The organism is Pseudomonas sp. BLCC-B112 (assembly GCF_028550695.1).
Classification (GTDB): domain Bacteria; phylum Pseudomonadota; class Gammaproteobacteria; order Pseudomonadales; family Pseudomonadaceae; genus Aquipseudomonas; species Aquipseudomonas danubii.
In genome coordinates this window covers 12,693-35,851 of the sequence record NZ_JAQQGK010000008.1, presented here as the reverse complement: position 1 = coordinate 35,851, position 23,159 = coordinate 12,693, and the positions used below count along the sequence as shown (strand labels likewise).

The 23,159-nt window shown below is 63.4% G+C and carries 16 protein-coding genes and 4 pseudogenes; 10 read left to right on the top strand and 10 right to left on the bottom strand.

Annotated elements, in window-relative coordinates:
* Positions 1-2: 2 nt before the first annotated feature.
* From PQT43_RS31505 to PQT43_RS31490, 4 pseudogenes are all read right to left on the bottom strand, one after another.
* Positions 3-437, bottom strand: a pseudogene (locus PQT43_RS31505) (methyl-accepting chemotaxis protein); the annotation flags it as partial.
* A gap of 108 nt (positions 438-545) precedes the next feature.
* A pseudogene (locus PQT43_RS31500) lies at positions 546-1,319 on the bottom strand (PAS domain-containing protein); the annotation flags it as partial.
* Between the two features lie 190 nt (positions 1,320-1,509).
* A pseudogene (locus tag PQT43_RS31495) lies at positions 1,510-1,941 on the bottom strand (methyl-accepting chemotaxis protein); the annotation flags it as partial.
* A gap of 162 nt (positions 1,942-2,103) precedes the next feature.
* Positions 2,104-2,736: pseudogene (locus PQT43_RS31490) on the bottom strand (PAS domain-containing protein); the annotation flags it as partial.
* Between the two features lie 310 nt (positions 2,737-3,046).
* Between PQT43_RS31490 and PQT43_RS21030 the strand changes: the two are divergent.
* Positions 3,047-3,541, top strand: a complete 495-nt coding sequence (locus PQT43_RS21030; RefSeq protein ID WP_102860208.1) for a RidA family protein — start codon at positions 3,047-3,049, stop codon at positions 3,539-3,541.
* Between the two features lie 16 nt (positions 3,542-3,557).
* Here the strand turns inward: PQT43_RS21030 and PQT43_RS21025 are convergent, their stop codons facing one another.
* Positions 3,558-3,890, bottom strand: a complete 333-nt coding sequence (locus PQT43_RS21025) for a DUF2790 domain-containing protein (RefSeq protein ID WP_102860207.1) — start codon at positions 3,888-3,890, stop codon at positions 3,558-3,560.
* Between the two features lie 329 nt (positions 3,891-4,219).
* On the opposite strand from PQT43_RS21025, the gene PQT43_RS21020 reads away from it, so the two are divergent.
* From PQT43_RS21020 to PQT43_RS21010, 3 genes are all read left to right on the top strand, one after another.
* Positions 4,220-5,548 (top strand): OprD family porin, encoded by a 1,329-nt coding sequence (locus tag PQT43_RS21020; RefSeq protein ID WP_267268913.1) that lies wholly within the window; start codon positions 4,220-4,222, stop codon positions 5,546-5,548.
* A gap of 177 nt (positions 5,549-5,725) precedes the next feature.
* Positions 5,726-5,944, top strand: coding sequence for a hypothetical protein (locus PQT43_RS21015; RefSeq protein ID WP_272754536.1), 219 nt, complete (start codon positions 5,726-5,728; stop codon positions 5,942-5,944).
* A 342-nt stretch (positions 5,945-6,286) separates the two neighbouring features.
* A complete protein-coding gene (locus tag PQT43_RS21010) occupies positions 6,287-6,745 on the top strand; it encodes an REP-associated tyrosine transposase (protein WP_272754535.1) in 459 nt (152 codons plus the stop codon).
* Between the two features lie 324 nt (positions 6,746-7,069).
* On the opposite strand, the gene PQT43_RS21005 is transcribed toward PQT43_RS21010, so the two are convergent.
* From PQT43_RS21005 to PQT43_RS20995, 3 genes are all read right to left on the bottom strand, one after another.
* Positions 7,070-10,207: a CusA/CzcA family heavy metal efflux RND transporter gene (locus PQT43_RS21005; protein WP_272754534.1), complete on the bottom strand. Its 3,138-nt coding sequence runs from the start codon at positions 10,205-10,207 to the stop codon at positions 7,070-7,072.
* 26 nt (positions 10,208-10,233) lie between these two features.
* Positions 10,234-11,412 (bottom strand): efflux RND transporter periplasmic adaptor subunit, encoded by a 1,179-nt coding sequence (locus PQT43_RS21000; RefSeq protein ID WP_110652197.1) that lies wholly within the window; start codon positions 11,410-11,412, stop codon positions 10,234-10,236.
* A gap of 197 nt (positions 11,413-11,609) precedes the next feature.
* Positions 11,610-12,860, bottom strand: coding sequence for a TolC family protein (locus PQT43_RS20995; protein ID WP_110596299.1), 1,251 nt, complete (start codon positions 12,858-12,860; stop codon positions 11,610-11,612).
* 384 nt (positions 12,861-13,244) lie between these two features.
* On the opposite strand from PQT43_RS20995, the gene PQT43_RS20990 reads away from it, so the two are divergent.
* Complete coding sequence (locus PQT43_RS20990; protein WP_102860200.1) at positions 13,245-13,919, top strand: heavy metal response regulator transcription factor; 675 nt, start codon at positions 13,245-13,247, stop codon at positions 13,917-13,919.
* Between the two features lie 165 nt (positions 13,920-14,084).
* The gene (locus PQT43_RS20985; protein WP_102880972.1) at positions 14,085-14,501 is read left to right on the top strand and encodes a lysozyme inhibitor LprI family protein; all 417 of its coding nucleotides are present in this window, start codon (positions 14,085-14,087) and stop codon (positions 14,499-14,501) included.
* 32 nt (positions 14,502-14,533) lie between these two features.
* On the opposite strand, the gene PQT43_RS20980 is transcribed toward PQT43_RS20985, so the two are convergent.
* Both PQT43_RS20980 and PQT43_RS20975 read right to left on the bottom strand, forming a co-directional pair.
* Positions 14,534-15,853: an MFS transporter gene (locus PQT43_RS20980; RefSeq protein ID WP_102880973.1), complete on the bottom strand. Its 1,320-nt coding sequence runs from the start codon at positions 15,851-15,853 to the stop codon at positions 14,534-14,536.
* Positions 15,854-15,923: 70 nt separating this feature from the next.
* Positions 15,924-16,181: a Pathogenicity locus gene (locus PQT43_RS20975; protein WP_102880974.1), complete on the bottom strand. Its 258-nt coding sequence runs from the start codon at positions 16,179-16,181 to the stop codon at positions 15,924-15,926.
* A 114-nt stretch (positions 16,182-16,295) separates the two neighbouring features.
* On the opposite strand from PQT43_RS20975, the gene PQT43_RS20970 reads away from it, so the two are divergent.
* From PQT43_RS20970 to PQT43_RS20955, 4 genes are all read left to right on the top strand, one after another.
* On the top strand, positions 16,296-17,714 hold the full coding sequence (locus tag PQT43_RS20970; RefSeq protein ID WP_102880975.1) for a short-chain fatty acid transporter: 1,419 nt from the start codon (positions 16,296-16,298) through the stop codon (positions 17,712-17,714).
* Positions 17,715-17,909: 195 nt separating this feature from the next.
* Positions 17,910-19,610 (top strand): acid phosphatase, encoded by a 1,701-nt coding sequence (locus PQT43_RS20965; RefSeq protein ID WP_102880976.1) that lies wholly within the window; start codon positions 17,910-17,912, stop codon positions 19,608-19,610.
* Between the two features lie 192 nt (positions 19,611-19,802).
* Positions 19,803-21,500: a molecular chaperone HscC gene (locus PQT43_RS20960; RefSeq protein ID WP_123393920.1), complete on the top strand. Its 1,698-nt coding sequence runs from the start codon at positions 19,803-19,805 to the stop codon at positions 21,498-21,500.
* A gap of 11 nt (positions 21,501-21,511) precedes the next feature.
* On the top strand, positions 21,512-23,143 hold the full coding sequence (locus PQT43_RS20955) for a J domain-containing protein (RefSeq protein WP_267268917.1): 1,632 nt from the start codon (positions 21,512-21,514) through the stop codon (positions 23,141-23,143).
* Positions 23,144-23,159 lie beyond the last annotated feature (16 nt).

Sequence of the window (23,159 nt, the reverse complement as noted above, 5' to 3'; positions counted from 1 at the left end):
ACTCAGCTGGACAGCTGACTGGCGAACTGCCCCACCGCGCCCACCACTTTCTGCGCACCGTCCTGGATCTCGACGATCACCGCGCCGGCCTCCGCCGCCAGAGTCAGGCCCTGCTCGGCTTGCTGGCGACCTTCGGCCATCAGCTCCACCGCCGAGCGGGCCATGTCCTGGTTGTGCCGGACCACGCCGACGATTTCGTCGGTGGCGTTGCTGGTACGCGAGGCCAGTTGTCGGACCTCGTCGGCGACCACGGCGAAACCGCGCCCCTGCTCACCGGCCCGAGCGGCCTCGATCGCCGCATTGAGGGCTAGCAGGTTGGTCTGCTCGGCAATCCCGCTGATGGTCTTGACGATGCTGCCAATCACCAGGGACTGCTCGTTCAGGGCTTCAATACCGTCACCGGCGTCTTGCATGCACTTGGCCAGGTCACGCATCACGTCCAGGGTTTGGGTGACCACCGCCGAGCCGCGCTGGGCGCTGGTATCGGTTTGGCGGGAGATGCTATAGGCGATGTCGGCGGCCTCGGCCACCGAGCGTTCCTGGTTCACCTGATCGGTGATCAGGGTGGCGAACTTCACCACTTTGTACAGCTGGCCGTTGGCATCCAGCACCGGGTTGTAGGAGGCGTCGAGCCACACGACACGCCCCTGGCTGTCGATACGCTTGAAGCGGTCGGCGACATACTCGCCAGCGTTCAGGCGCGCCCAGAACTCCTGGTAAGACGGCCCCTCATATTCCTGGGGTTCGCAAAACAGACGGTGGTTCTGGCCCTGGACTTCATCGAGGCGGTAACCCATGCAGGCCAGAAAACGCGGGTTGGCGGTCAGCACCCGGCCTTGCAGATCGAACTCGATCACCGCAGTGGAACGCAGCAACGCCGCCATCAGGTTTTCATGCTCGCAGGCGCTTTCCACCGACGCCGTCTGGTCGCTGCAGATCAGCGAGTAGTGGTCCAGGCGCCCGGCGCTGTCATGGACCGGCTGCACGCAGGTATGCAACCAGGCGTCGCGGCCGTCGCCCCGCTGCAGGCGCAACTGGCCGATATAGCCTTCGTTGCGCCCCAGGGCCGCCTGGAAAGTGCGATACAACTGCGTCGCCTGGGTGTGGCGCGACACAATCTGCTCCAGGGGCTGCCCACAGAGCTGTTGGCCATCAAGGCCCAAGGTGCGTGTGAAGTTCTGGTTGACCCGACGGATCACCCCCTCGCCGTCCAGTTCGATGCTGAGCACCTGGGTTTCCAGACAGGCCTTGAATTGCTGCAGAGCATTCAGCTCGTCGCTCAAGGTGGCAAGCTGTTGCTTCAAACGTTTGTTGAACATGGATACACCGACAGACTAAGAGTGGATACAGCGACCCTCTTGCCATCGGCGCTGCGTGACCTTTCTCCAAGCCGTGCGCAGCGTTTCAGAATATTCTTAAGACCTCTTCGGAAATTTCCTCAAGACCATCGGGGCCGGCGAACGCCGTGCCGAGAGGATGAGCGGTGCCCCGTCACCGGGGCCCCACGACTCAGGTCGACAGTTGATTGGCGAACTGACCCACCGCGCTCACCACTTTCTGTGCGCCGTCCTGGATCTCGACGATCACCGTGCCGGCTTCTGCGGCCAGGGCCAGGCCCTGCTCGGCCTGCAGCTTGCCTTCGGCCATCAACTCCACGGCTTCACGGGCCATGTCCTGGTTCTGCCGGACCACGCCGACGATTTCTTCGGTGGCCTTGCTGGTACGCGAGGCCAGTTGCCGGACCTCATCGGCGACCACGGCAAAACCCCGTCCCTGCTCACCGGCACGGGCTGCCTCGATCGCCGCATTGAGCGCCAGCAGGTTGGTCTGCTCGGCAATGCCGCTGATGGTCTTGACGATGCTGCCAATCACCAGGGATTGCTCGTTCAGGGCGCCGATACCTTCGCCGGCCTCCTGCATGTGTTTGGCCAGATCACGCATGACGTTCACCGCCTCGGTGACCACCGTGGTGCCGCGCTGGGCGCTGTTGTCGGTCTGCAACGAGGTGCTGTAGGCAATGTTCGCCGCTTCGGCCACGGCCATTTCCTGATTCACCTGATCGGTGATCACCGTGGCGAACTTCACCACCTTGTAGAGCTTGTTGTTGGCGTCCAGCACCGGGTTGTAGGACGCCTCCAGCCAGACCACCCGGCCGTGGGCATCGATCCGCTTGAAGCGTTCAGCGATGAATTCCCCGGCATTCAGGCGTCTCCAGAACGCCTGGTAGGCCGCGCTGTTGTACTCCTCCGGCTCACAGAACATGCGGTGATGCTTGCCCTTGATCTGCGCAAGGCTGTAACCCATCCCGGCCAGGAAACGGTCATTGGCGGTCAGCACATGGCCATTGAGATCGAACTCGATCAGCGCGGTGGAACGCATCAGCGCGCCGATCAGGTTCTCGTGCTCGCGGGAGGCCTCGATGGTGCGGGTCAGGTCGCTGGAAAAGATCGCGAAGTACTTGATCCGGCCCTCTGAGTCGCGAATCGGCTGGGAAATGGCGCGCAGCCAGGCTTCCTCACCGTTGCCCCGCAACAAGCGCACCGCCCCGGCAAAATGCTCGCCCCGGGCCAGGGTCGCCTTGAAGCGCTGATGGAACTCGTCGTGCTTGACGTGTTCCGGGACGATGTCCTCCAGGGCACGGCCCACCAGATCGCCTCCCTTGTAGAGCATTTCCTGGGCGAAGTTGTGGTTGACCGATTGAATCCGTCCATCGGCGCTCAAATTGATCACGAGCATCTCGCTTTCAAGACTTTCCTTCACTTGCTGAAGGCTCGAGAGTTCTTCACGAAGCGCCGACAACTCTTGCTTCAAGCGTTTATTGAACATGAGGATGCACCGGGGACGGGGGACTGAAAAAATGGGCTGCTTTGGGCCTAACATCGGCCCTGAAAGTATTTTCTTAATAGCAACTGCGACTTGTCCGACCAAAAAATTTCAACGGCAGGCAAAGCCCGTCGATACGGGGCTTTCGCCGAAGATTCATCGCCGCGTTGGAGCGCGTATAGTCGGCTTCTGGAAATTCCACGGCGATCGACGGAGTTGGACTATGGACGCAACACGCAAGGCACTTTTCCAGCAGGCGGCAGCCCGGATCGGCCACAGTTTCGAAGGCGAGATGCGCATTGGCGGCAACTATGTGCCGGCGGTGCGTAACGGTGATGAGGTCTATGTCAGCGGGCAGATCCCGCGCATCGACAACACGGTGATGGTGGTCGGCCGGGTGGGTGCCGAGACGTCCCTGGAGCAGGCTCGGCACGGGGCACAGATTTGTACCCTGCGAGCCCTGGCGATCCTGGAACAGATGCTCGGCGACCTGCAGCGGATCAAGCGCATTCTGCGAATCAACGTCTATGTGCAGAGCGCGGCGGACTTCACCCAGCAGAGCGAAGTGGCGGATGGCGCCTCAGAGATCCTGTATTCAGTGTTTGCCGAGGCCGGCGTGCACACACGCACTTCGCTGGGGGTCTATCAGTTGCCGAAAAACGCCTCGGTGGAAGTCGACATGATCGTTGCCCTGCACCCCGAGCCAGGCGACGCCTGAGGGCACGACACCGGAGTCAGCTGCCGTTGTTGCGGCACTGACCCACCACCTGATATTCGATGGTCTTGAGCTGACCGGCGGAGTCTTCATAAGTCATGCGCGAGGGCACCACCTCGCAGGACTTGGCCGCAGGCGTCACATTGACCACCCTGGCGATATCCAGCGCCATGCCATAGCGGTAGCTCTGCACCACCGGGGCCGGTTTGCCCTGGCTTGCGGCATAGCGCTCCATGGCCTTCTGGTTCTCCAGCATGGCGCGGGTAAAGGTGCGATCACCACCGCCCTCGGCCAGGGCCAGGGCAGAAATGGACAGCAGCAACGCGGCGATACTCAAGTTGAACAGCTTCATGACAGTTTCCTCGTCCAGTTGACTCCAGCGAGGATAAGGAACCGACCCTGTCAGAATGATCGCGGGCACATTACTTATCTGTAATGCCCCTTAAGGCAACTTCCCCCCCATTGCCATCGCCCCTGTTCATGGGGGTTTCAGAGGCTTTGGCCGAGCGCTACCAGCGTCCTTTCTTGCACAATTGTAATCACCGGGTCACCTCGCCGTTATCGACTGTTTGCAACTATCGACAGCGACTTTCAGGGCGCTTCTGCGCCGGTCAGTCCCCCCAATAAGAACGCCTCTGGCGATATAAAAGTTGATAGTTGCCAACACTCAGGAGCGACCCCATGCGAATCAATCACCCTCTGTCCCTGTCCGTGCTTGCCGCGGTACTGGGGCTGTGTCCCGTGGCGGCGGTAACCGCCGAGGAACGACCCGAAGGCTTTGTCGAAGGCAGCCGCCTCGACCTGTTGCTGCGCAACTACTACTTCAACCGCGATGATCGCAAGGGCCAGTCCAGCCCCACCGGCAACGGTTACTCCGAAGCCTGGGCCCAGGGCCTGATCGGCAAGTTCGAGTCCGGCTTCACCCAGGGCACGGTCGGCTTCGGCATCGATGCCTTTGCCATGTACGGCCTCAAGCTCGACTCCGGCAGCGGGCGCAGCGGCGGCCGTGGCTCCTTCGGCATGCTGCCGGTGAACCACGACAACGAGCCCGCCGACGGCTATGGCAAGGCCGGCGGCGCGGTGAAACTGCGAGCCCTGGACACCGTGGTGAAAGTCGGCGACGTGTTCCCCAAGACGCCGGTGGTGCATTACGGCGACTCGCGCCTGCTGCCGGAAAGCTTTCGCGGGGTGACCCTGGAAAACACCAGCCTCGACGGTCTCAACCTGCAGGGCGGGCGCCTGCACGCCATGAGCCAGCCCGACAGCAGCGGCATGCGCGACGGCTTCGCCACCTTCTACGCGGGCAAGGTCGACTCGCCCTGGGTCGGCTACTTCGGTGGCGACTACAAGTTCAACCCCAACCTCAGTTTCAGCCTCTACAGCAGCCGCCTGAAAGACGCCTGGGATCAGTACTACTTCGGCACGGCGGTGAACTACCCAGTGTCCGACGACCTGACCCTGTTCAGCGGTTTCAACTATTACAAGGCTGTGGACGAGGGCAAGAAACTGCTGGGCGAGTTCGACAACAACATCTGGAGCGCCAAGGTCGGCGCCACCTATGGCGCCCACACCCTGGCCCTGTCGCACCAGCGCAACAACGGCAACGACGACTTCGACTACCTGCGCCAGTCGGACTCGATCTTCCTCGACAACTCGATCCAGTACAGTGACTTCAACTCGCCCAAGGAGCGTTCGTGGATGGTCCGCTACGACCTCGACATGCAGACCTTCGGCATCCCCGGTCTGTCGTTCATGACCCGCTACGCGCGCGGCAGCGACGCCGACTACAGCCACGCCAACTCGGTGTACATGCGCCGCGACGCAGCGGGTGATCCGCTGACCGATCAGCGTCGCTGGGAGCGGGACATCGAAGCCAAGTACGTGTTCCAGGGCGGCACGCTCAAGGACCTGTCCCTGCGCATCCGCCAGGCGACCATCCGCTCCAGTCAGTTCGAGTCCGACCTGGAAGAATTCCGACTGATCGTCGAGTACCCCCTGGCCCTGCTCTGATGTACCTGGCCGGGCAGGTTGACGCCTGCCCGGTGTTAAAACTTCTTCACAGACGCATGGCTTTCAGAACTGTAATATCGGCCTCACCTTCTCGTTAGGTTGGCCTCCATATACTCCTGAACACACCCGAATCCGCCGTGATTCCACCCGGCCGGCGAGCTTGTCAGGAGAAACACCATGGGTCCCACCCGACTATTGTTGATCGGCCTTCTGGCCACTACCGGCTCCGCCGTCTGGGCATCTGATGGCAGCGAACGCCCACAGCAGGTCCGCGACACCTTCCTCGCCAGCCAGGAACAGATTCACGGCAACGCCAGTCAGCAAACAGCCGCGGCTGGCACCGGCACTTCCCCTCGCGACGCTGGCGCATCCGCTACGACCGAGGAAGATATTTAACGGCGATGGCCTACCGAGCACATTCATCTCTTGAAGCGTTTTTTTGATGCTCCTTTGGAAAGAGATGAATTTTTAGCGTCCCGCATGGGGCGCTTTTTTTTGCCCGAGAATTACCGGCCATGCTGGGCTTTTTCAGCCGCTGCCGCAGGCTGCGAACACCTGCGCAGGAGGCGCCGTTCTTTACCGCGCTGAAGGTCCTGCGGACCTTTGCGCAGCTTCGCCTTGGCTCAGCAGCGGCTACAGGGATGCAAAAGAGACACAGGTGTTAACGAGATACATCTGTTAACAGGCCGAGCCAGGACTAGCGTGAAGGGATCATTCCAGCACAGGGAGAGCCGGGTAATGCAATTCCGATCCAATGGTTATCGCCTGCTCAAAGGACGACACACACAGATCGGTAGAATCTACGCGATAACCGCCGTGACCGAACAGCGACGCCCGATGTTCAGCGACTTCTACCTGGGGCGGCTGGTGGTCGAACAAATCAGGGCCCAACACGAAGCGGGACTCATCCACTCCCTGGCCTGGGTGGTCATGCCTGATCACATTCACTGGTTGTTCCAACTGCAGAAATGCTCGCTGGAAGAGTCCTTGTGCCGGCTCAAGTCACGAAGCGGGCGCAACATCAACCAGCGCCTGAACCAGCGTGATCGACTGTGGCAAAAAGGGTATTACGAACGGGCCATCCGTCGCGAAGCAGACCTCAAGGCGCTTGCCCACTACATCATCTACAACCCGGTTCGAGCGGGACTGGTCCAGCGCGTAGGCGACTATCCCCTGTGGGATGCCGCCTGGCTCTAACCCACCCGCCCTGTAGCCGCTGCTGAGCCCGCGAAGCTGCGCAAAGGTCCGCAGGACCTTGCCTGACGATCCCCCGCCGAACCCGCAGCGGCCTCAAGAACGCCGCGGCCCTTCGTGCCGTTCGCAGCCTGCGGCAGCGGCTACACAAATCCCCGATCGGCACTGGCCCTGTAGCCGCTGCTGAGCCACGGCGAAGCTGCGAAAAGGTCCGCAGGACCTTGCCTGACGATCTCCCGCCAAACCCGCAGCGGCCTCAAGAACGCCGCGTCCCTTCAACGGAGTGCCGCCCAGCCCGCTCACAGCCTGCGGCAGCGGCGACAGGCGCTAGTCCTCTTCCTTGCGGTGCGCCCATTGGTACAGCGCCGGCAGAACCAGCAAGGTGAGGATGGTGGACGACAGGATGCCGCCAATCACCACGGTCGCCAGGGGCCGTTGCACTTCGGCGCCGGTGCCGGTGGCCAGGGCCATGGGGATAAACCCCAGGGACGCCACCAGCGCGGTCATCAGCACCGGACGCAAACGGGTCAGGGCGCCTTCGTGAATGGCCGTGGACAAGGGGCGCCCTTCCTCGCGCAGGTTACGGATAAAGGCAATCATCACCAGGCCGTTGAGTACAGCGACACCGGAAAGTGCAATAAACCCCACCCCCGCCGAGATCGACAGCGGAATATCCCGCAACCACAGGGCCATGATCCCGCCGGTCAGGGCAAAGGGAATGCCGGTGAACACCAGCAGGCCGTCCTTGAGGTTGTTGAACATCATGAACAACAACCCGAACACCAGCAGCAGCGCCACCGGCACCACCACTTGCAGGCGCTGGGACGCCTCCTGCAATTGCTCGAACTGGCCGCCCCAGGTGGTCCAGTACCCCGCCGGGACCTTGACCTTCTCGCCAATCAACGCCGTGGCTTGCTCGACAAATGAACCGATATCCCGCCCGCGAACGTTGGCGCTGACGATCACCAGGCGCTTGCCGTTCTCGCGGCTGACCTGATTGGGGCCCAACACCAGATCGAGGCTGGCCACTTCCGACAGGGCGATAAAACCGATCTGCCCGTTGGCCGTGCCCGCGGTCGCCGGGATCGGGATCAGCAGCCGCGACAGGCCGTCAATGTCGGTACGCAGTTGGTCCGAGAGACGCACCACCATGTCGAAGCGCCGGTCGCCTTCATACAGGGTGCCGGCCTGGCGCCCGCCCACGGCCACCGCAATGGTGTCTTGCACATCGCCCACATTCAGGCCGAATCGCGCCGCCTTGTCGCGGTCGATATTGATGGTCAGCACCGGCAGGCCGGAGGTCTGCTCGACCTTGACTTCCGAGGCACCGGACAAGCCCTGCAGGGCCGTGGCGATTTCATTGGCGGTCTTGTTCAGCACGGTCATGTCGTCACCGAACACCTTGACCGCCACATCGCTGCGCACCCCGGAAATCAGCTCGTTGAAACGCAGTTGGATCGGCTGCGACAGTTCATAGGCGCTACCCGGCACCAGGGCGCTGGCGCGCTGGATATCGGCAATCAATGCCTCCCGGGACTTGCCCGGGTCCGGCCATTGCGCCTTGGGCTTGAGCATCACGTAACTGTCGGAAATATTCGGCGGCATCGGGTCCGAGGCGATCTCCGCGGTGCCGGTGCGGGCAAACACCCGCTCGATCTCCGGCACCTGCGCCAGCAGGGTTTTCTCCAGGCGCTGCTGCATGTCCACCGACTGCGTGAGGCTGGTGCCGGGCACCCGCAGAGCCTGTTGGGCGAAGTCGCCTTCGCTGAGGCTGGGAATGAATTCACTGCCCATGCGGCTGGCCAGCACACCGCTGCCCAGCAGGATCGCCGCGGCCGCCGCGAAGGTCGTCGCACGATGGCCCATGACCCAGTCCAGCACCGGCGCGTAGCCACGCTTGGCGCTGCGCACCAGCAGGTTTTCCTCTTCCTTGACCTTGCCGGTGACGAACAGCGCAATGGCCGCCGGGACGAAGGTCACCGAGAGGATCATCGCCCCCAGCAGGGCCATGACCACGGTGAAGGCCATGGGGTGGAACATCTTCCCGGCCACCCCGGTCAGGGCGAAGATCGGCAGGTACACCACCATGATGATCAACTGGCCGAAGATCAGCGCACGCCGGGCCTCCTTGGCCGCGGCAAAGACTTCATGCAGGCGTTCGGAGCGAGTCAACATGCGGCCGTGGTGCTGCTGGGCATGGGCCAGGCGGCGGATGGCGTTCTCCACAATCACCACCGCGCCGTCGACGATGATGCCGAAGTCCAGGGCGCCGAGGCTCATCAGGTTGGCGCTGACCTTGTTGCTGAACATGCCGGTGAAGGTGAACAGCATCGACAGTGGAATCACCAGGGCAGTGATCAGCGCGGCGCGGATGTTGCCCAGGAACAGGAACAGAATCACGATCACCAGCAACGCGCCTTCGAAGAGGTTCTTCTTCACCGTGGCGATGGCTTTTTCCACCAGATTGGTGCGGTCGTACACCGTGACCGCCACCACCCCTTCGGGCAGCGAGCGGTTGATCTCTTCGAGCTTTTTCGCCACAGCCTGGGACACGCTGCGGCTGTTCTCGCCGATCAGCATGAACACCGTCCCCAACACCACTTCCCGGCCGTTCTCGGTGGCCGCGCCCGTACGCAGTTCGCGGCCGATCTGCACCTGGGCGACATTGCGCACGCGGATCGGCGTGCCGTCGCTGCTGCTGATGACGATGTTGGCGATGTCCTCGATGGACGCCAGTTGCCCCGGCGCACGGATCAGCAACTGCTCGCCGCTGCGCTCGATGTAGCCGGCGCCGACGTTGGCGTTGTTGCGCTCCAGGGCCGTCACCAGATCATTGAGGGTCAGCTTGTAGGCCGCCAGGCGCTTGGGGTCCGGAGCGATCTGGTACTCCTTGGCGAAGCCGCCGATGGTGTTGATCTCCGCCACGCCCTGCACGTTGCGCAACTGCGGCTTGATGATCCAGTCCTGGATCACCCGCAAGTCGGTGGGGGTGTAGGGCGTGCCATCTTCCTTGCGGGCACCGTCCTCGGCCTCCACGGTCCAGAGGAAGATTTCCCCCAGCCCGGTGGAGATCGGCCCCATCACCGCCTCCACGCCTTCAGGCAATTGCTCACGAGCCACTTGCAGGCGCTCGTTGACCAGTTGCCGGGCGAAGAACAGGTCGGTGCCGTCCTTGAAGATCACCGTCACCTGGGACAGGCCCGAGCGCGACAGCGAGCGGGTCTGCTGCAACCCCGGCAAGCCGGCCATGGCGGTCTCGATGGGAAAGGTGATGCGCTGCTCGGTTTCCAGCGGCGAAAACCCTGGCGCTGCGGAGTTGATCTGCACCTGGACGTTGGTGATATCGGGGACCGCGTCGATCGGCAGCTTCTGGTAGCTGGCGATGCCGACCCCGGCCATCAGCAGCACCGCCAACAGGACGATGATGCGCTGCTCGATGGCGAATTGAATGAGGCGCTCAAACATGGGAAATCACTCTGTGCTGTGACCGATCAATGGCCATGGTCGGCCGAGCCTTTGCCCAGCTCGGACTTGAGGGTGAAGCTGCCACGGGTGGCGACCCGGGCACCGGCGGCCAGGCCTTCGCGGATCTCGACGAAACCGTCCTGAGTGGCCCCGGTGACCACCGGCGTGGCCTGGAAGCCCTCGGCCACCCGGACAAACACCGAAGGCCGGTCTTCCACGGTCTGGATCGCCGTCTGCGGCACGCTGACCGGCGCTTCGAAGGCCTCGGTGGCCACTTGCACCGAGACGAACAGCCCCGGGCGCCAGGCGTCATCGGGGTTGGCCAGGGTCACCCGCACGGTGGCGGTCCGGGTCTGCTCCCCCAGCAAGTTGCCGACGTAGGCCACCTGGCCCTGGACCTGGGTCCCCAGCTCACTGGAGCTGACATGCACCGCCTGACCGACCCGGACTTTGTCCAGGTCCTTGGGAAACACCCCGAAGGTGGCCCAGACCCGGGACAGGTCCGACAGGGTGAAAGCGGCGCTGGTTTCGCCCACCACTTCGCCGACGCTGAGGTGTTTCTCCACCACCACGCCATCGAACGGCGCGCGCATTTCATAGCGATTGCCCCCCACCAACTGCGCACTGCCACTCAGGGCATTCATCTTCTGCCGGGCGTTGTCGAGGGCGATTTGCGCTTCTTGCAGGGTCTGCCGCGCCAGCAGGTAATCCTGCTCGGCGGAGATCTGGTCGACCCACAACTGGCGTTCACGCTCGAAAGTGGTACGGGCCAGTTCCACCCGCCGCCCGGCAGCCGCCAATTCACTGCGCAGGTCAGACACCTGCTGGCTGGCAATGACCGCCAGCAGTTCGCCGCGCTTGACCGCCTGACCGAGATTGACCTGCACCGACTCCACCACGCCGGCAGCCCGCGGCACGATGTGGGAGGTGCGATCCTCGTCAAAGCGGATTTCCCCCGGCAGGCTGAGCAGGCGGTTGAGGCGCCGGGGCCCGGCCTCGGCCAGCTCGATACCGGCCGCCTGGATCTGCTCGGGGCTGAGCTCCAGATGCCCTTCAGGTTCGTCTTCGCCATGCCCGGCCGGCTCTGCCACTGCAGGTGCCTGGGTGCGGGCGGGGGTAGCGAACAGGTCCGGCAGCAGCAAGGCCGCCGCTCCCAGGCCGACCACCGCTGAAATGGCCATGACAAGGCTGCGTTTTTTATCCATGGGTGCTCCTGACAATCGATGTTCGGCAGCGCGAGAAGCGCCTTACGAGGTAGGCGGAAAGAAAAGTTCGTCGAGAGCCCGGTGCCATTCATGGACGCACCAGTGCCGGGGCGGCTCATCCGGCGGCGCCAGCGGTGCACCGCTGCAATCGCTGACCAGCAGGGCGGCCAGGCACGCGAGGCCCCTCAACCAGGCTTTCACCAACGGCTGAGGTCGCCGTAGATGCGTTCGATCCGCACCCAGGCATCGGTGGTTTGCGCCACGGCGGCAAGGTACTGGCTGCGAGCGCTGATCAAGGTGCGCTGGGCATCCAGTACTTCGAGGAAGCTGAACTTGCCCATCTCGAAGCCCCGGGTGGCACTGTCCACTGCGCGCTGGGCCGCGGGCAGGATGATCTGGTTGAACGACTGCACCTCGCCCCTGGCGGTGCTCCACTGCTCCAGGGCCTGGCGGGTTTCGCTGCGCAGGCGCAGCTCGGTGGCGTTGCGCAGGTCCCGGGCCTGATCGGCGCGCCGGGCGGCAGACAGCACATTGCCCTGGTTGCGGTTGAACAGCGGCAGCGGCATCGACAGGCCCACCAGGTTCACCCGCTCGCGGGCACTGGCGTCGTACTGACTGCCTACGCTGACGTCGAGGTCGGGAATGCGCTGGGCTTTTTCCAGGCCCAGGGACGCCTCGCGCTGGACAATCTCCTGCTCCGCCAGACGCAGCTCCGCGGTCTCCTGCAACCGATTCAACAATTGCGCCGAAGCCGGCGGAGTGACCACCGCCAGCGAGGGCTCCTGCACGGCGGCAAAGTTCGTGGTGGCAGCGCCTGTGATCCTGGCCAACTGCCGATAGGCATTGTCCTGCTCCATCTGGCCACGATTGAGTTCCAGGCGAACTTCTGCCAACTGCACCTGGGCCCGGGTGGCCTCGACCGGCGAGGCCTTGCCGGCATTGACCCGCCCCTGGGCCACCGTGACACCGCGCTCGGCCAGGGCCAGGGAACGCCCGGCCAGTTGCGTGCGCTCCTGGGCCCGCAGGGCGGCGTAGAAAGCCTCCAGGACATCGGCCCGCAGCTGGTTGCCCCGTCGCTCCAGTTCCAGGGCCGCCAGCGCCTGGCCGCGGCTGGCCAGTTCCACCCGAGCGCCGCGCTTGCCTCCCAGTTCCAGCGCCTGGCTGAGTTTGACCGAGGTGGTGCGGGTATCCCTGCGGGTGTCCTCGGCATCCACCGACAGCACCGGGTTGGGCATCAGCCCGGCCTGTTGGCGAGCGCCCTGGGCGATCTCGATCTCCCAGCGTGCGGCGGCCAGTTCGGGGTTGTTGGCAAAGGCATTGGCCAAGGCGCTATCCAGGCTCAGCGCGGGTGGCTCGGCAGCACTCGGAGACTGCGCCAGCAGCGCCAGCAGCAGCGCCGCAGAGCAGCGCCAGGCTGCCCGGGGAAGTGTTCTCGGGAAAGTCGGCATAACAGGTTCCGGCCCCTATAGAGGCAACGTTTCTGCGAAAGTGCAGCGGAACATATCGGTGGTTATTCAACAGCGCCCTGGCCGATATGGAACTGCAACAGTTCGCCCATTGACTGGGAGAGTTTCAATATCGACCAAGGGTAACTTTCGCTGCTTATCAGCAGGGTGGCGCAAAGATTACAAATCCGTTAGCAAAGGTTCTGCATCAACGTTCTGTATTAACATTCCGCCATCCAAAGACAATGCCAGACTTACTTTAAAACGCTCCAAACAAAGTTAAAGGCGTCTCAAGCTGCCTGCATGAAAGTGCACTTTTAAATTATTAATCCCGTCATTTACAGCAACTTTCTTTTACTGCCCCTTATCGCCGAGAACCTCATCAGCATGCGTATCCTGGTTATCGAAGACGAACTTAAAACTGCCGACTACCTGCATCAGGGACTGACTGAAAGTGGATATGTGGTGGATTGTGCCAATACCGGCGCAGATGGCCTGCACCTGACCCGCCAGCACGCCTACGACCTGGTGATCCTGGACGTCAACCTGCCGCAGATCGACGGCTGGGGCGTGCTGTGCCAGATCCGCCAGGACAGCAACACCCGGGTAATGATGCTCACGGCCCAGGGACGGCTGGCGGACAAGATCCGGGGGCTGGACCTGGGGGCCGATGACTACCTGGTCAAGCCGTTCGAGTTCCCCGAACTGCTGGCCCGGGTCCGCACCCTGATGCGCCGCAGCGAACAGGCAGCGGTGCCCGACGTACTCAGGGTCGCCGACCTGGAACTGGACCAGGGCCGGCACCGGGCCTTTCGCGGTAAACAACGCATCGACCTGACCACCAAGGAATTCGCCCTGCTGCACCTGCTGATGCGTCAGAGCGGCGTAGTGCTGTCCCGGACCCAGATCATCTCCTTTGTCTGGGACATGAACTTCGATTGCGACACCAACGTGGTGGAAGTCTCGATCCGTCGCTTGCGAGCGAAGATCGACGACCCTTTCGAGCGCAAACTGATCCACACCCTGCGGGGCGTGGGCTACGTACTCGAAGAGCGCGACTGAGCCGCACGATCGCCTCGCCGGCCAGACCACCTTTTTGCTCATGCATCTGCTGATGCCCCGCCGGCTCCAGTTGCTCGATCTCGATCCCGTCCGGCACGCCTTACATGCTCTCCCTGGCAACAGCTCTGTAGAATGCCTGCTCCATTCTCAGCGCAAGGGACCGACATGCCTCATCAGCCTTGGATCTTTGGCCTTGTCATCGCCGTACTCGCCAGCACCGCTGGCTGGGCGCCTGCCCAGGCCGCAGCACTGGACTGCGAGCACATCAGCGTCAGCGAACAGATCGATCGCTGCGCCCGGCAGGACAAGGATCGCGCCGACGCTGCGCTCAACCAGAGCTATCAGGCACTGCTAGTGCGGGTCCACAACCTGTATCCCAGCAGCCTGCTGCAAGAACAGGAATACCTCGGCAAATTGAAGAATGCCCAGCGTGCCTGGATCAAATACCGCGACAGCAGCTGCGTGCTGGAGGCCTTCGAAGTGGAACCGGGCAAGCCGGCCCACGTCACCCTGATCAACCGCTGCGTGACCCGCCTGAGCAACGAGCGCACCCGCTACCTGGACCAACTGCTACCCAAATAATCGCACCCGCTGAAGAAAATTCGCGAAGCTGATCAGTAGCCCCCATCAGGTTGCGCCGATGCGTGCCGAGCCTCGCCCACGCGCCCACCAAAGTAGCCGGCACTGGCCACCCCCACCGCCCCCATCACCGCGCAATAGATCACGCAGATCCATGGGCTCCAGGGCATCAGGGCAATCAGCAACAACGGCGTGGTGCTGGCCCAGAGGGCATAGGCGATGTTGTAGGTGAAGGAAATGCCCGAGACGCGAATCCGCGGTGGAAACAGGCTGACCATCACCGATGGCACCGCCCCCACCACCCCGCAGCCCAGGCCGGCGATGGCGTAGGCCAGGCCGATCCACTCACCGCCGCTGATCAGGCAGCCATAGAGCACAGCGATGCCCAGGGGCAGCAGCAGGCTGTAGAGCATCACCGTGCGCCAGGCGCCGAGGCGGTCGACGATCAGCCCGGCCAGGATGCAGCCGATGTTGAGGAAAACGATGCCCAGGCTACTCAGAGCAAAGGTATGGCTGGCGCTCATGCCGAAGCTCTTCTGCATCATGGTCGGGGTGATGACCACGAACACCACCACCGCCGAGGTCAGCACGCAGGTGAGGATCAGCGCCGGCAGGATCGCCAGCCGGTGCTCGCGCAGCACGGTGCGCAGGGGCAATTCGCCCGCGCTGTCGCGTTGGTTCTGCAGGGCCACGAACACCGGGGTTTCACTCAGCCAACGGCGCAGCCAAACGCCGATCACGCCAAACACCCCGCCCAGCAGGAAGGGGTAGCGCCAGGCGTGATCGAGGATTTCCTCGGGGCTGAAGACCCGCGCCAGCAGGGTCGCGGTCAGCGCGCCCAACAGGTAGCCGAAGGTCAGGCCGGCCTGGAGGAAGCCCAGGGCATAACCGCGATGGGCCCGTGGCGCGTGCTCGGCGACAAATACCCAGGCACTGGGCACTTCGCCCCCCACGGCGGCGCCTTGCAGCACGCGCAGCGCCAACAGCAGCAAGGGCGCGAAGTAACCGATCTGGGCATAGGTGGGCATGATGCCGATCAGCAGGCAAGGCAGCGCCATCATCAGGATGCTCAGGCTGAAGACCTTCTTGCGCCCCAGCCGGTCGGCGAAGTGGGCCATGAGAATGCCCCCCAGGGGCCGGGCCAGGTAGCCGGTGACGAAGATCCCGAAGCTTTGCAGCAGGCGCAGCCATTCGGGCATTTCCGGAGGGAAGAACAGCTGGCTCAGGGTCAGGGCGAAAAATACGAAGATGATGAAATCGTAGATTTCCAGGGCGCCGCCCAGGGCGGCCAGGCCCAGGGTCTTGTAGTCGGCGCGGGAAAAGCGCGCCGGCGACGACTCAGTGGAAGGGGTCATAAAAGCAACTCGGAGGGTGGCAATCAGCAAGGCTGCACATGGTCTATGCAATCGTCCCGAGGAACAACCATCAGTCGTTGGCGACCCGGGCTATAGACGAGCCCTTGGCCATGGCGATGGCGGCCTGGATCGCGGCGCGGGCCTGGGGGCTGTTTTTCCAGCAGCTGGAGCCCACCAGGGCCGAGGCCTGGGTGACGATGTCCAGGGCATCGGCGGCGGCCAACTGGCTCAGGGAAATGATCCCCAGTTGCTCCAGGCGCCCCACCACTGTGGGCCCGACACCCTTGACCTTGAGCAGTGCGGCGCGTTCTTCGGGGGAAAATGACATCGGCTTTGAGTCCTTTGCAGTCCGTGGCAATTGCCGCATTCTTGCACAGTTCTCGGCCGCCTCAGCCTGGGGCGGCCGTCTTCCTTATAAACATAAGAAATCCGAGGTACTGACGTGGCCGCTGATATTCAAGATAGCCGCTCCGCCCGCTTTGCCCTGCGCTGTTCGAACTGGGCTGAACGCTGGTTTCCCGATTCCTGGGTGTTCGCCGCACTGGCGGTGATCATCGTCACCCTGGCCACCCTGGCCATGGGCGCCAAGCCCACCGATGCCGCCAGGGCCTTCGGTGACGGCTTCTGGAGCCTGATTCCCTTCACCATGCAAATGGCCTTCGTGGTCATCGGCGGCTATGTGGTGGCCAGCTCGCCGCCAGCGGTGAAGCTGATCGACAAGCTGGCGCGCATCCCCAAGAACGGCCGCTCAGCGGTGGCCTGGGTGGCGCTGATTTCCATGGTCGCGTCCCTGCTCAACTGGGGCCTGTCCCTGGTGTTCGGCGGCCTGCTGGTACGAGCCCTGGCCCGACGCACCGAACTGCGCATGGATTACCGCGCCGCTGGGGCGGCCGCCTACCTCGGCCTGGGCGCTGTCTGGGCCCTGGGGCTGTCGTCCTCGGCCGCGCAGTTGCAGGCCAACCCCGGCAGCCTGCCGCCGTCGATCCTGGCCATCACCGGGGTGATTCCTTTCACCCAAACCATCTTTCTCTGGCAGTCGGGAGTGTTGCTGCTGGCCCTGATCGTCGTCTCGCTGATCGTCGCCTACGCCACCGCCCCGGGGCCCAACAGTGCCCGGGATGCCCAGGCCTGCGGGGTCGACCCGAGCTTCAGCATGCCCAAGCCGCAACCGCGGACCCGCCCCGGCGAGTGGCTGGAGTACAGCCCGTTGCTGACCATTCTCCTGGCGCTGCTGGCCGCCGGCTGGCTGTATCACGAGTTCGCCACCAAACCGGCGATCACCGCGATCTCCGGGCTCAACACCTACAACTTCCTGTTCCTGATGGCCGGCGCCCTGCTGCACTGGCGCCCGCGCAGCTTCCTCGATGCCGTGGCCCGGGCGGTGCCCACCACCACCGGGGTGCTGATCCAGTTTCCGCTATACGGTTCCATCGCCGCGCTGATGACGGTGGTCAAGGGCGTGGACGGCCAGACCCTGGCCCACCACATCTCGACCTTCTTCGTGCAGATCGCTTCCCACGACACCTATGCCCTGCTGATGGGCCTGTACTCGGCGGTGCTGGGCTTCTTCATTCCGTCGGGCGGCGGCAAGTGGATCATCGAAGCGCCTTATGTGATGCAGGTGGCCAATGACCTGCAATACCACCTGGGTTGGGCCGTGCAGATCTACAACGCCGCCGAGGCCTTGCCGAACCTGATCAACCCCTTCTACATGCTGCCGCTGCTGGGAGTACTGGGCTTGAAGGCCCGGGACCTGATCGGTTTCTCCTTCGTCCAGTTGCTGGTGCACACCCCTCTGGTGCTGGTCCTGCTCTGGGCCCTGGGCACCACCTTGGCCTACTTGCCGCCCGTGATCCCCTGAAGGCTTGCCGAGCCCGCTCCGCCAAGACGGAGCGGGCCTGTGGATAAGTCTTCTTCGACGCGGATTTCAGACTTTTCAGAGGCCATCGCAGTGGACTCCTGAAGCATTCCTGTAGTCTTTGCGTCATATTCGGTTGTTACCGTGCCACCGAAATAGTTTGTAACGAATTTCCAGATCGACGTGCAAGGAGCCGACATGAGCGACGATACCGACCAGCGCGACACCCCCGAAACCAACGCCGACCAACCCACCGACACCAGCCGCCGCCGCTTCCTTGGCGGCGTTGCCGTTCTTGGAGTCGGCGCCACCCTGAGCGCCTGCAGCAAGCCCGGCGAACCCGCTGGCAAACCGGATGCACGTCCGCTCTCCCCCACTGAGCTGGACAAGGCGCTGCGCGATCAGGTGAAGAACGTGGTGGTGCTGTTCGCCGAGAACCGCAGCTTCAACAACCTGTTCGCCAACTTCCCCGGCGTGGAAAAACCGCTGTCGGCCCTCAAGCCCGAAGCGTTCCAGCAACGGGACCGCGATGGCAGCCTGCTGTCGAAACTGCCACCCATTTGGGGCGGCATCCTGCAAGTGGGGCCACAGACCCTGGACGGCATCACCTACCCGGTGGAAACCCAGTTCCAGGAAAACCTGCCCAATGCGCCGTTCGCCCTCAAAGGCCCCAGCGGCGAGGACCTGCCCCTGGGCCTGGTGACCCGCGACCTGTGGCACGTGTTCTACCAGAACCAGATGCAGATCAACGGCGGCAAGAACGATGGCTTCGTGGCCTGGGCCGACTCCGGTGCCCTGACCATGGGTCACTACGCCCAGACCCGTTACTCCCTGCGCCTGTGGGATGTGGCGCGAGAGTTCGTGCTTTGTGACAACTTCTTCCAGGGCGCCTTCGGCGGCTCCTTCCTCAACCACCAATACCTGATCAGCGCCAAGGTGCCGTTCTACCCCGACGCGGCCAACTCGGTGGCCAAGTCGCAGATCGCTACCTTGCAGGGCGACGACCCCAAGGGCACGCGCCTCAAGCCCCTGGACAAGTCCCCGGCCAGTGCCATGGACGGTGCGCCGCAGTTCGGCCCCAGCGCCCTGACCCCGGACGGTTACGCGGTCAATACCATGGCCCCGCCCTACTGGCCGACCTGGATCCGCGACCCGGAGCGCCCGGACTACGCCAAGCCCGATCTGCCCAGCGTGCTGGTGCCCCAGACCCACGAACACATCGGCGACAAGCTGTCGAAGAAGAACGTCGACTGGGCCTGGTACGGCGGTGCCTGGCAGGCCACTCTGGAGCAGTTCAAGGATTCCGGCGGGATTCCCAAGATCCCCAACTTCCAGTACCACCACCAGCCGTTCAACTACTTTGTGCGCCAGGGCCCGGAGAATCCGGCCGAGCGTGCCAAGCGCCTGCGCGACGGCGGCCTGGGGGACGAGTCGAGCACCAACAAGTTCTTCGCCGACGCCGAGGCCGGCAAGCTACCGGCGGTGACCTTCTACAAACCCCAGGGCAACCTCAACCTGCACGCCGGCTATGCCGACGTAGCCGCCGGCGACCGGCATATCGACCGGGCTCTGAAAGTGCTGCGGGAAAGCCCGCAATGGAAAAACATGGTGGTGATCGTCACCGTCGACGAAAACGGCGGCTGGTGGGACCACGTGGCGCCGCCCCAGGGTGATCGCTGGGGCCCGGGCACGCGGATTCCGGCGCTGGTGGTGTCGCCGTTCGCCCGCAAAGGCACGGTGGATCACACGGTGTATGACACGGCCTCGATCCTGCGGCTGATCACCCGGGTGTTCCAGCTGGAAACCCTGGACGGCATCAAGGAGCGTGATGAGGCCATGATTGCCCGGGGCCAGAAGCCCATGGGCGATCTGACCAACGCCCTGCACTTCAGCGTCTGACCCCGGCGGGGCCCGCAACAGGCCCGCCAGCCACCGCAGAACCGAAGCTCAAGATCCGCTTCGGCTCTGCGGCACCGGCGCCAATAATAGCTATGTGATATCACGCACTTTACCCATCCACCCGACGGGTAATATCCTGCGCGCCACCTATTTGTTTCATCAGTTTTCCGATTGGAAAGGGAGTTCGTCGTCATGATCGTAGGCATCGACCTGGGGACCACCAACAGCCTGGTGGCGGTCTGGCGCGACACCGCCAGTGAGCTGGTGCCCAACGCCCTGGGCCAGCTCCTGACCCCCAGCGTGGTGGGCCTGGACGATGAGGGCCGGGTGCTGGTGGGCCAGGCCGCCCGGGAACGCCTGCACACCCATCCGCAACTGACCACCGCATTGTTCAAGCGCTACATGGGCAGCGCCACCGAAGTGCGTCTGGGGGATCGTCTGTTCCGCCCGGAAGAACTCTCGGCCCTGGTGCTCAAGAGCCTCAAGGAGGATGTCGAGCGCACCTACGGCGAGCCGGTGGAAGAGGCGGTGATCAGCGTGCCGGCCTACTTCAGCGACGCCCAGCGCAAGGCCACGCGGATCGCCGGCGAGCTGGCCGGGCTCAAGGTGGAAAAGCTGATCAACGAACCCACTGCCGCGGCCCTGGCCTACGGCCTGCACCAGCGCGACAAGGAAACCTCGTTCCTGGTCTTCGACCTCGGTGGCGGCACCTTCGACGTGTCGATCCTGGAGCTGTTCGACGGGGTCATGGAAGTCCGCGCCAGCGCCGGTGACAACTTCCTCGGCGGCGAAGATTTCGACAGCCTGCTGCTGGAGCACTTCATCGAACAGCAAGGCCAGGCGGCGGACTTTCCCGAGCGCCAGAGCGTGCTCCAGGCCCTGCGCCGGGAAGCCGAACGGGTACGCCGTGCCCTGGGCCAGGAACCCAGCGCCGAGTTCAGCCTGCGCGTCGACGGCCGGCACTGGACCCAGACCATCACCCAGGCGCAGTTGGCCAACCTCTACACGCCCCTGCTGGAACGCCTGCGGGCCCCCATCGAGCGGGCCCTGCGCGATGCGCGAATCCGCGTCAGCGACCTGGATGAAATCCTCCTGGTGGGCGGCGCAACCCGCATGCCCCTGGTACGCAAGCTGGCGGCCGGATTGTTCGGGCGTTTTCCGTCCATCAGCCTCGACCCCGACGAAGTGGTGGCCCAGGGCGCGGCGGTCCAGGCCGCCCTCAAGGCACGCTCCGCGGCCCTGGAAGAAGTGGTCCTGACCGACGTCTGCTCCTACACCCTGGGCATCGAAACCTCCCAGCAGTACGGCAACCAGATCGAGGGCGGGCATTACCTGCCGATCATAGAGCGCAACAGCGTGGTGCCGGTGAGCCGGGTCAAGACCGTGCAAACCTTGCACGACAACCAGGAGCAGGTGCTGCTGAAGATTTTCCAGGGCGAGAGCCGCCTGGTGCGCGACAACGTCGCCCTCGGCCAGCTGGAAATGCAGGTGCCCAAGCGCCCGGCCGGTGAAGTCTCGCTGGACGTGCGCTTCACCTACGACATCAACGGCCTGCTGGAAGCCCAGGTGAGCATTCCCCTGACCGGTGAGAGCCGTTCCCTGGTGATCGAGAACAACCCCGGGGTGCTGACCCCGGAAGAAATCCAGGAGCGGCTCAAGGCCCTGGAGCAACTCAAGGTTCATCCCCGCGACCAGCAGGTGAACACCCTGCTCAGCGCCCGCCTGGAACGTCTGTATCAGGAAAGCCTTGGGGAATTGCGCGAACAGATCGGCTATTGGGCCGGGCAATTCCAGCAAGTGCTGGACACCCAGGACGAGCGCAAGATCCGCGAAGTGCGCAACCAACTCAGTGAACAGTTGCAGAGACTGGAAAACGGCCACTGGCACTGAGGAGCGGCGACATGGACTGTTGGACCCTGCTGGAGCTGCCGGACGATGCCGATGAGCGCAGCATCAAGCGCAGCTACGCCAAACGCCTGAAAACCACCCGTCCCGATGAGGATGCCGAAGGCTTCCAGCGTCTGCGCGAGGCCTACGAGCGGGCGCTGCAACTGGCTCGCTGGCGGGAAGAGGAACAAGAACGACCGACTTCCCACACGACGCTAGCCAGCACGCTCCCGACCATGACACCGGCGAATGACGCCAACCTTCGACATTGGTCGCAACTGCTGGAGATCCAACCCGCGGTTCAAGCGCTGCCAATCACCCGGCAAACCGACGACCCGGCACAGCCTCTGCTGCTGAACCTGAGTCGGCACACACTGCCACAGCGCTGGCAACAGGCCTTGGACCTGGATTGTGCGCCAGCTTTTGAAGCCGGTTTGCTGCGTCTTTGCTTCGAACAGCCAGGGCTTCGCACTGCCATCACCACCTGGGCGGTGCAGCACCTGCAATGGCTGACACCCTGGCAGCAGGTGCACATGACACCCTGGGAAGAAGAGGCGCTGACCAGCGGGTTGTTGCAGCAATACCGGCAGACCCTGCAAGAGCTTCTGGAAACCCGGCAGGAACCGGAATTCCTCCATTCCCTCGAAACCTACAGTAAACAGCCCTGGATGCAGGTGTTCGACCGTCGACAGGAATGGCAACGAATCGTCATGCAATTGCTGTACGACACGCAGTGGAGCCTGCCGTTGCTCGACCGAGTCTGCCAACTCCTGGGCTGGGACGATGCCTGCGGGGTCCATCCGGAACCCGCCTGGATCTGGCATAGCCTGATCCAACGCTGTGAGCAGGAAGCCTTCTTCCACGCCCTGCAAGCCAAGGCGCAAGACCACAAGACCTGGGCACCTGAAGTTCAGGCGGCGCAACTGCTGCTCAATCCCTTGTCACGCCGGCAACAGCAGAACCTGATCCTGGACTTCGGCGTAGACCACTGGGTCGCTTGCCAGGATCTTGCGCAAACCCTGAGCGGGCGTTACCCGCAACTGATTGAGCGTCTGCCCTGTAGCGACGTTTTCTTCTGGCGCAAGTTCATGCCTCGGCCCCCAGCGGCGCAGACCTGGATCAGGGTCTGGGCTGCCCTGGCTCTGGCCTTGACCCTGTTCTTCCTTAATCAGGAGGATCATTCAGCAATGCCTGCCTTGTTATTCGGGGGAACGATCGCGTTGATTCCCACGGCGGTGGCACGCTTGATCATGCTCCTGCTCTGGGTGCCCACATCTCATCAGATGATTGCCCTTGATCTGTGGCTCAGCGAACGCCTGCTGCCCAGACGTCTGAACCCCCATGGCGAGTGGCTGGTATTGCGCCACGCAGTCCCCCAGTTGGCGATGCTTGCAGTTTTCGCGGCCTTGCTGGGACCGCTGGGGATGGCTGGATACTCGGGTTTCATCCTGATCGGCCTGTTGCATGACAAACGGATCGGGCATCTGGACCCAGGTTTCAGTGAAAGACACCCTTACCTGACTGCGTTGCACTGGAGCCACTGGAGCCCACTGCAAGTTATTTTCCTGCTGCTCATGAGCGGCATCATCCTGGCGTGCCGAATCCATTATCCCGCCTATCCTCTGACACGCTTGCTGCCTGGTTGAACAGGTACGGGCCGAA

What these genes read in the sequence shown, in the direction of transcription:
- PQT43_RS21005 (WP_272754534.1), bottom strand. Translation starts at nt 10,207, where the DNA reads ATGTTTGAGCGCCTCATTCAATTCGCCATCGAGCAGCGCATCATCGTC.
- PQT43_RS21030 (WP_102860208.1), top strand. Translation starts at nt 3,047, where the DNA reads ATGGACGCAACACGCAAGGCACTTTTCCAGCAGGCGGCAGCCCGGATC.
- PQT43_RS20995 (WP_110596299.1), bottom strand. Translation starts at nt 12,860, where the DNA reads ATGCCGACTTTCCCGAGAACACTTCCCCGGGCAGCCTGGCGCTGCTCT.
- PQT43_RS21020 (WP_267268913.1), top strand. Translation starts at nt 4,220, where the DNA reads ATGCGAATCAATCACCCTCTGTCCCTGTCCGTGCTTGCCGCGGTACTG.
- PQT43_RS20955 (WP_267268917.1), top strand. Translation starts at nt 21,512, where the DNA reads ATGGACTGTTGGACCCTGCTGGAGCTGCCGGACGATGCCGATGAGCGC.
- PQT43_RS20985 (WP_102880972.1), top strand. Translation starts at nt 14,085, where the DNA reads ATGCCTCATCAGCCTTGGATCTTTGGCCTTGTCATCGCCGTACTCGCC.
- PQT43_RS21000 (WP_110652197.1), bottom strand. Translation starts at nt 11,412, where the DNA reads ATGGATAAAAAACGCAGCCTTGTCATGGCCATTTCAGCGGTGGTCGGC.
- PQT43_RS21015 (WP_272754536.1), top strand. Translation starts at nt 5,726, where the DNA reads ATGGGTCCCACCCGACTATTGTTGATCGGCCTTCTGGCCACTACCGGC.
- PQT43_RS21025 (WP_102860207.1), bottom strand. Translation starts at nt 3,890, where the DNA reads ATGAAGCTGTTCAACTTGAGTATCGCCGCGTTGCTGCTGTCCATTTCT.
- PQT43_RS21010 (WP_272754535.1), top strand. Translation starts at nt 6,287, where the DNA reads ATGCAATTCCGATCCAATGGTTATCGCCTGCTCAAAGGACGACACACA.
- PQT43_RS20965 (WP_102880976.1), top strand. Translation starts at nt 17,910, where the DNA reads ATGAGCGACGATACCGACCAGCGCGACACCCCCGAAACCAACGCCGAC.
- PQT43_RS20990 (WP_102860200.1), top strand. Translation starts at nt 13,245, where the DNA reads ATGCGTATCCTGGTTATCGAAGACGAACTTAAAACTGCCGACTACCTG.
- PQT43_RS20975 (WP_102880974.1), bottom strand. Translation starts at nt 16,181, where the DNA reads ATGTCATTTTCCCCCGAAGAACGCGCCGCACTGCTCAAGGTCAAGGGT.
- PQT43_RS20960 (WP_123393920.1), top strand. Translation starts at nt 19,803, where the DNA reads ATGATCGTAGGCATCGACCTGGGGACCACCAACAGCCTGGTGGCGGTC.
- PQT43_RS20980 (WP_102880973.1), bottom strand. Translation starts at nt 15,853, where the DNA reads ATGACCCCTTCCACTGAGTCGTCGCCGGCGCGCTTTTCCCGCGCCGAC.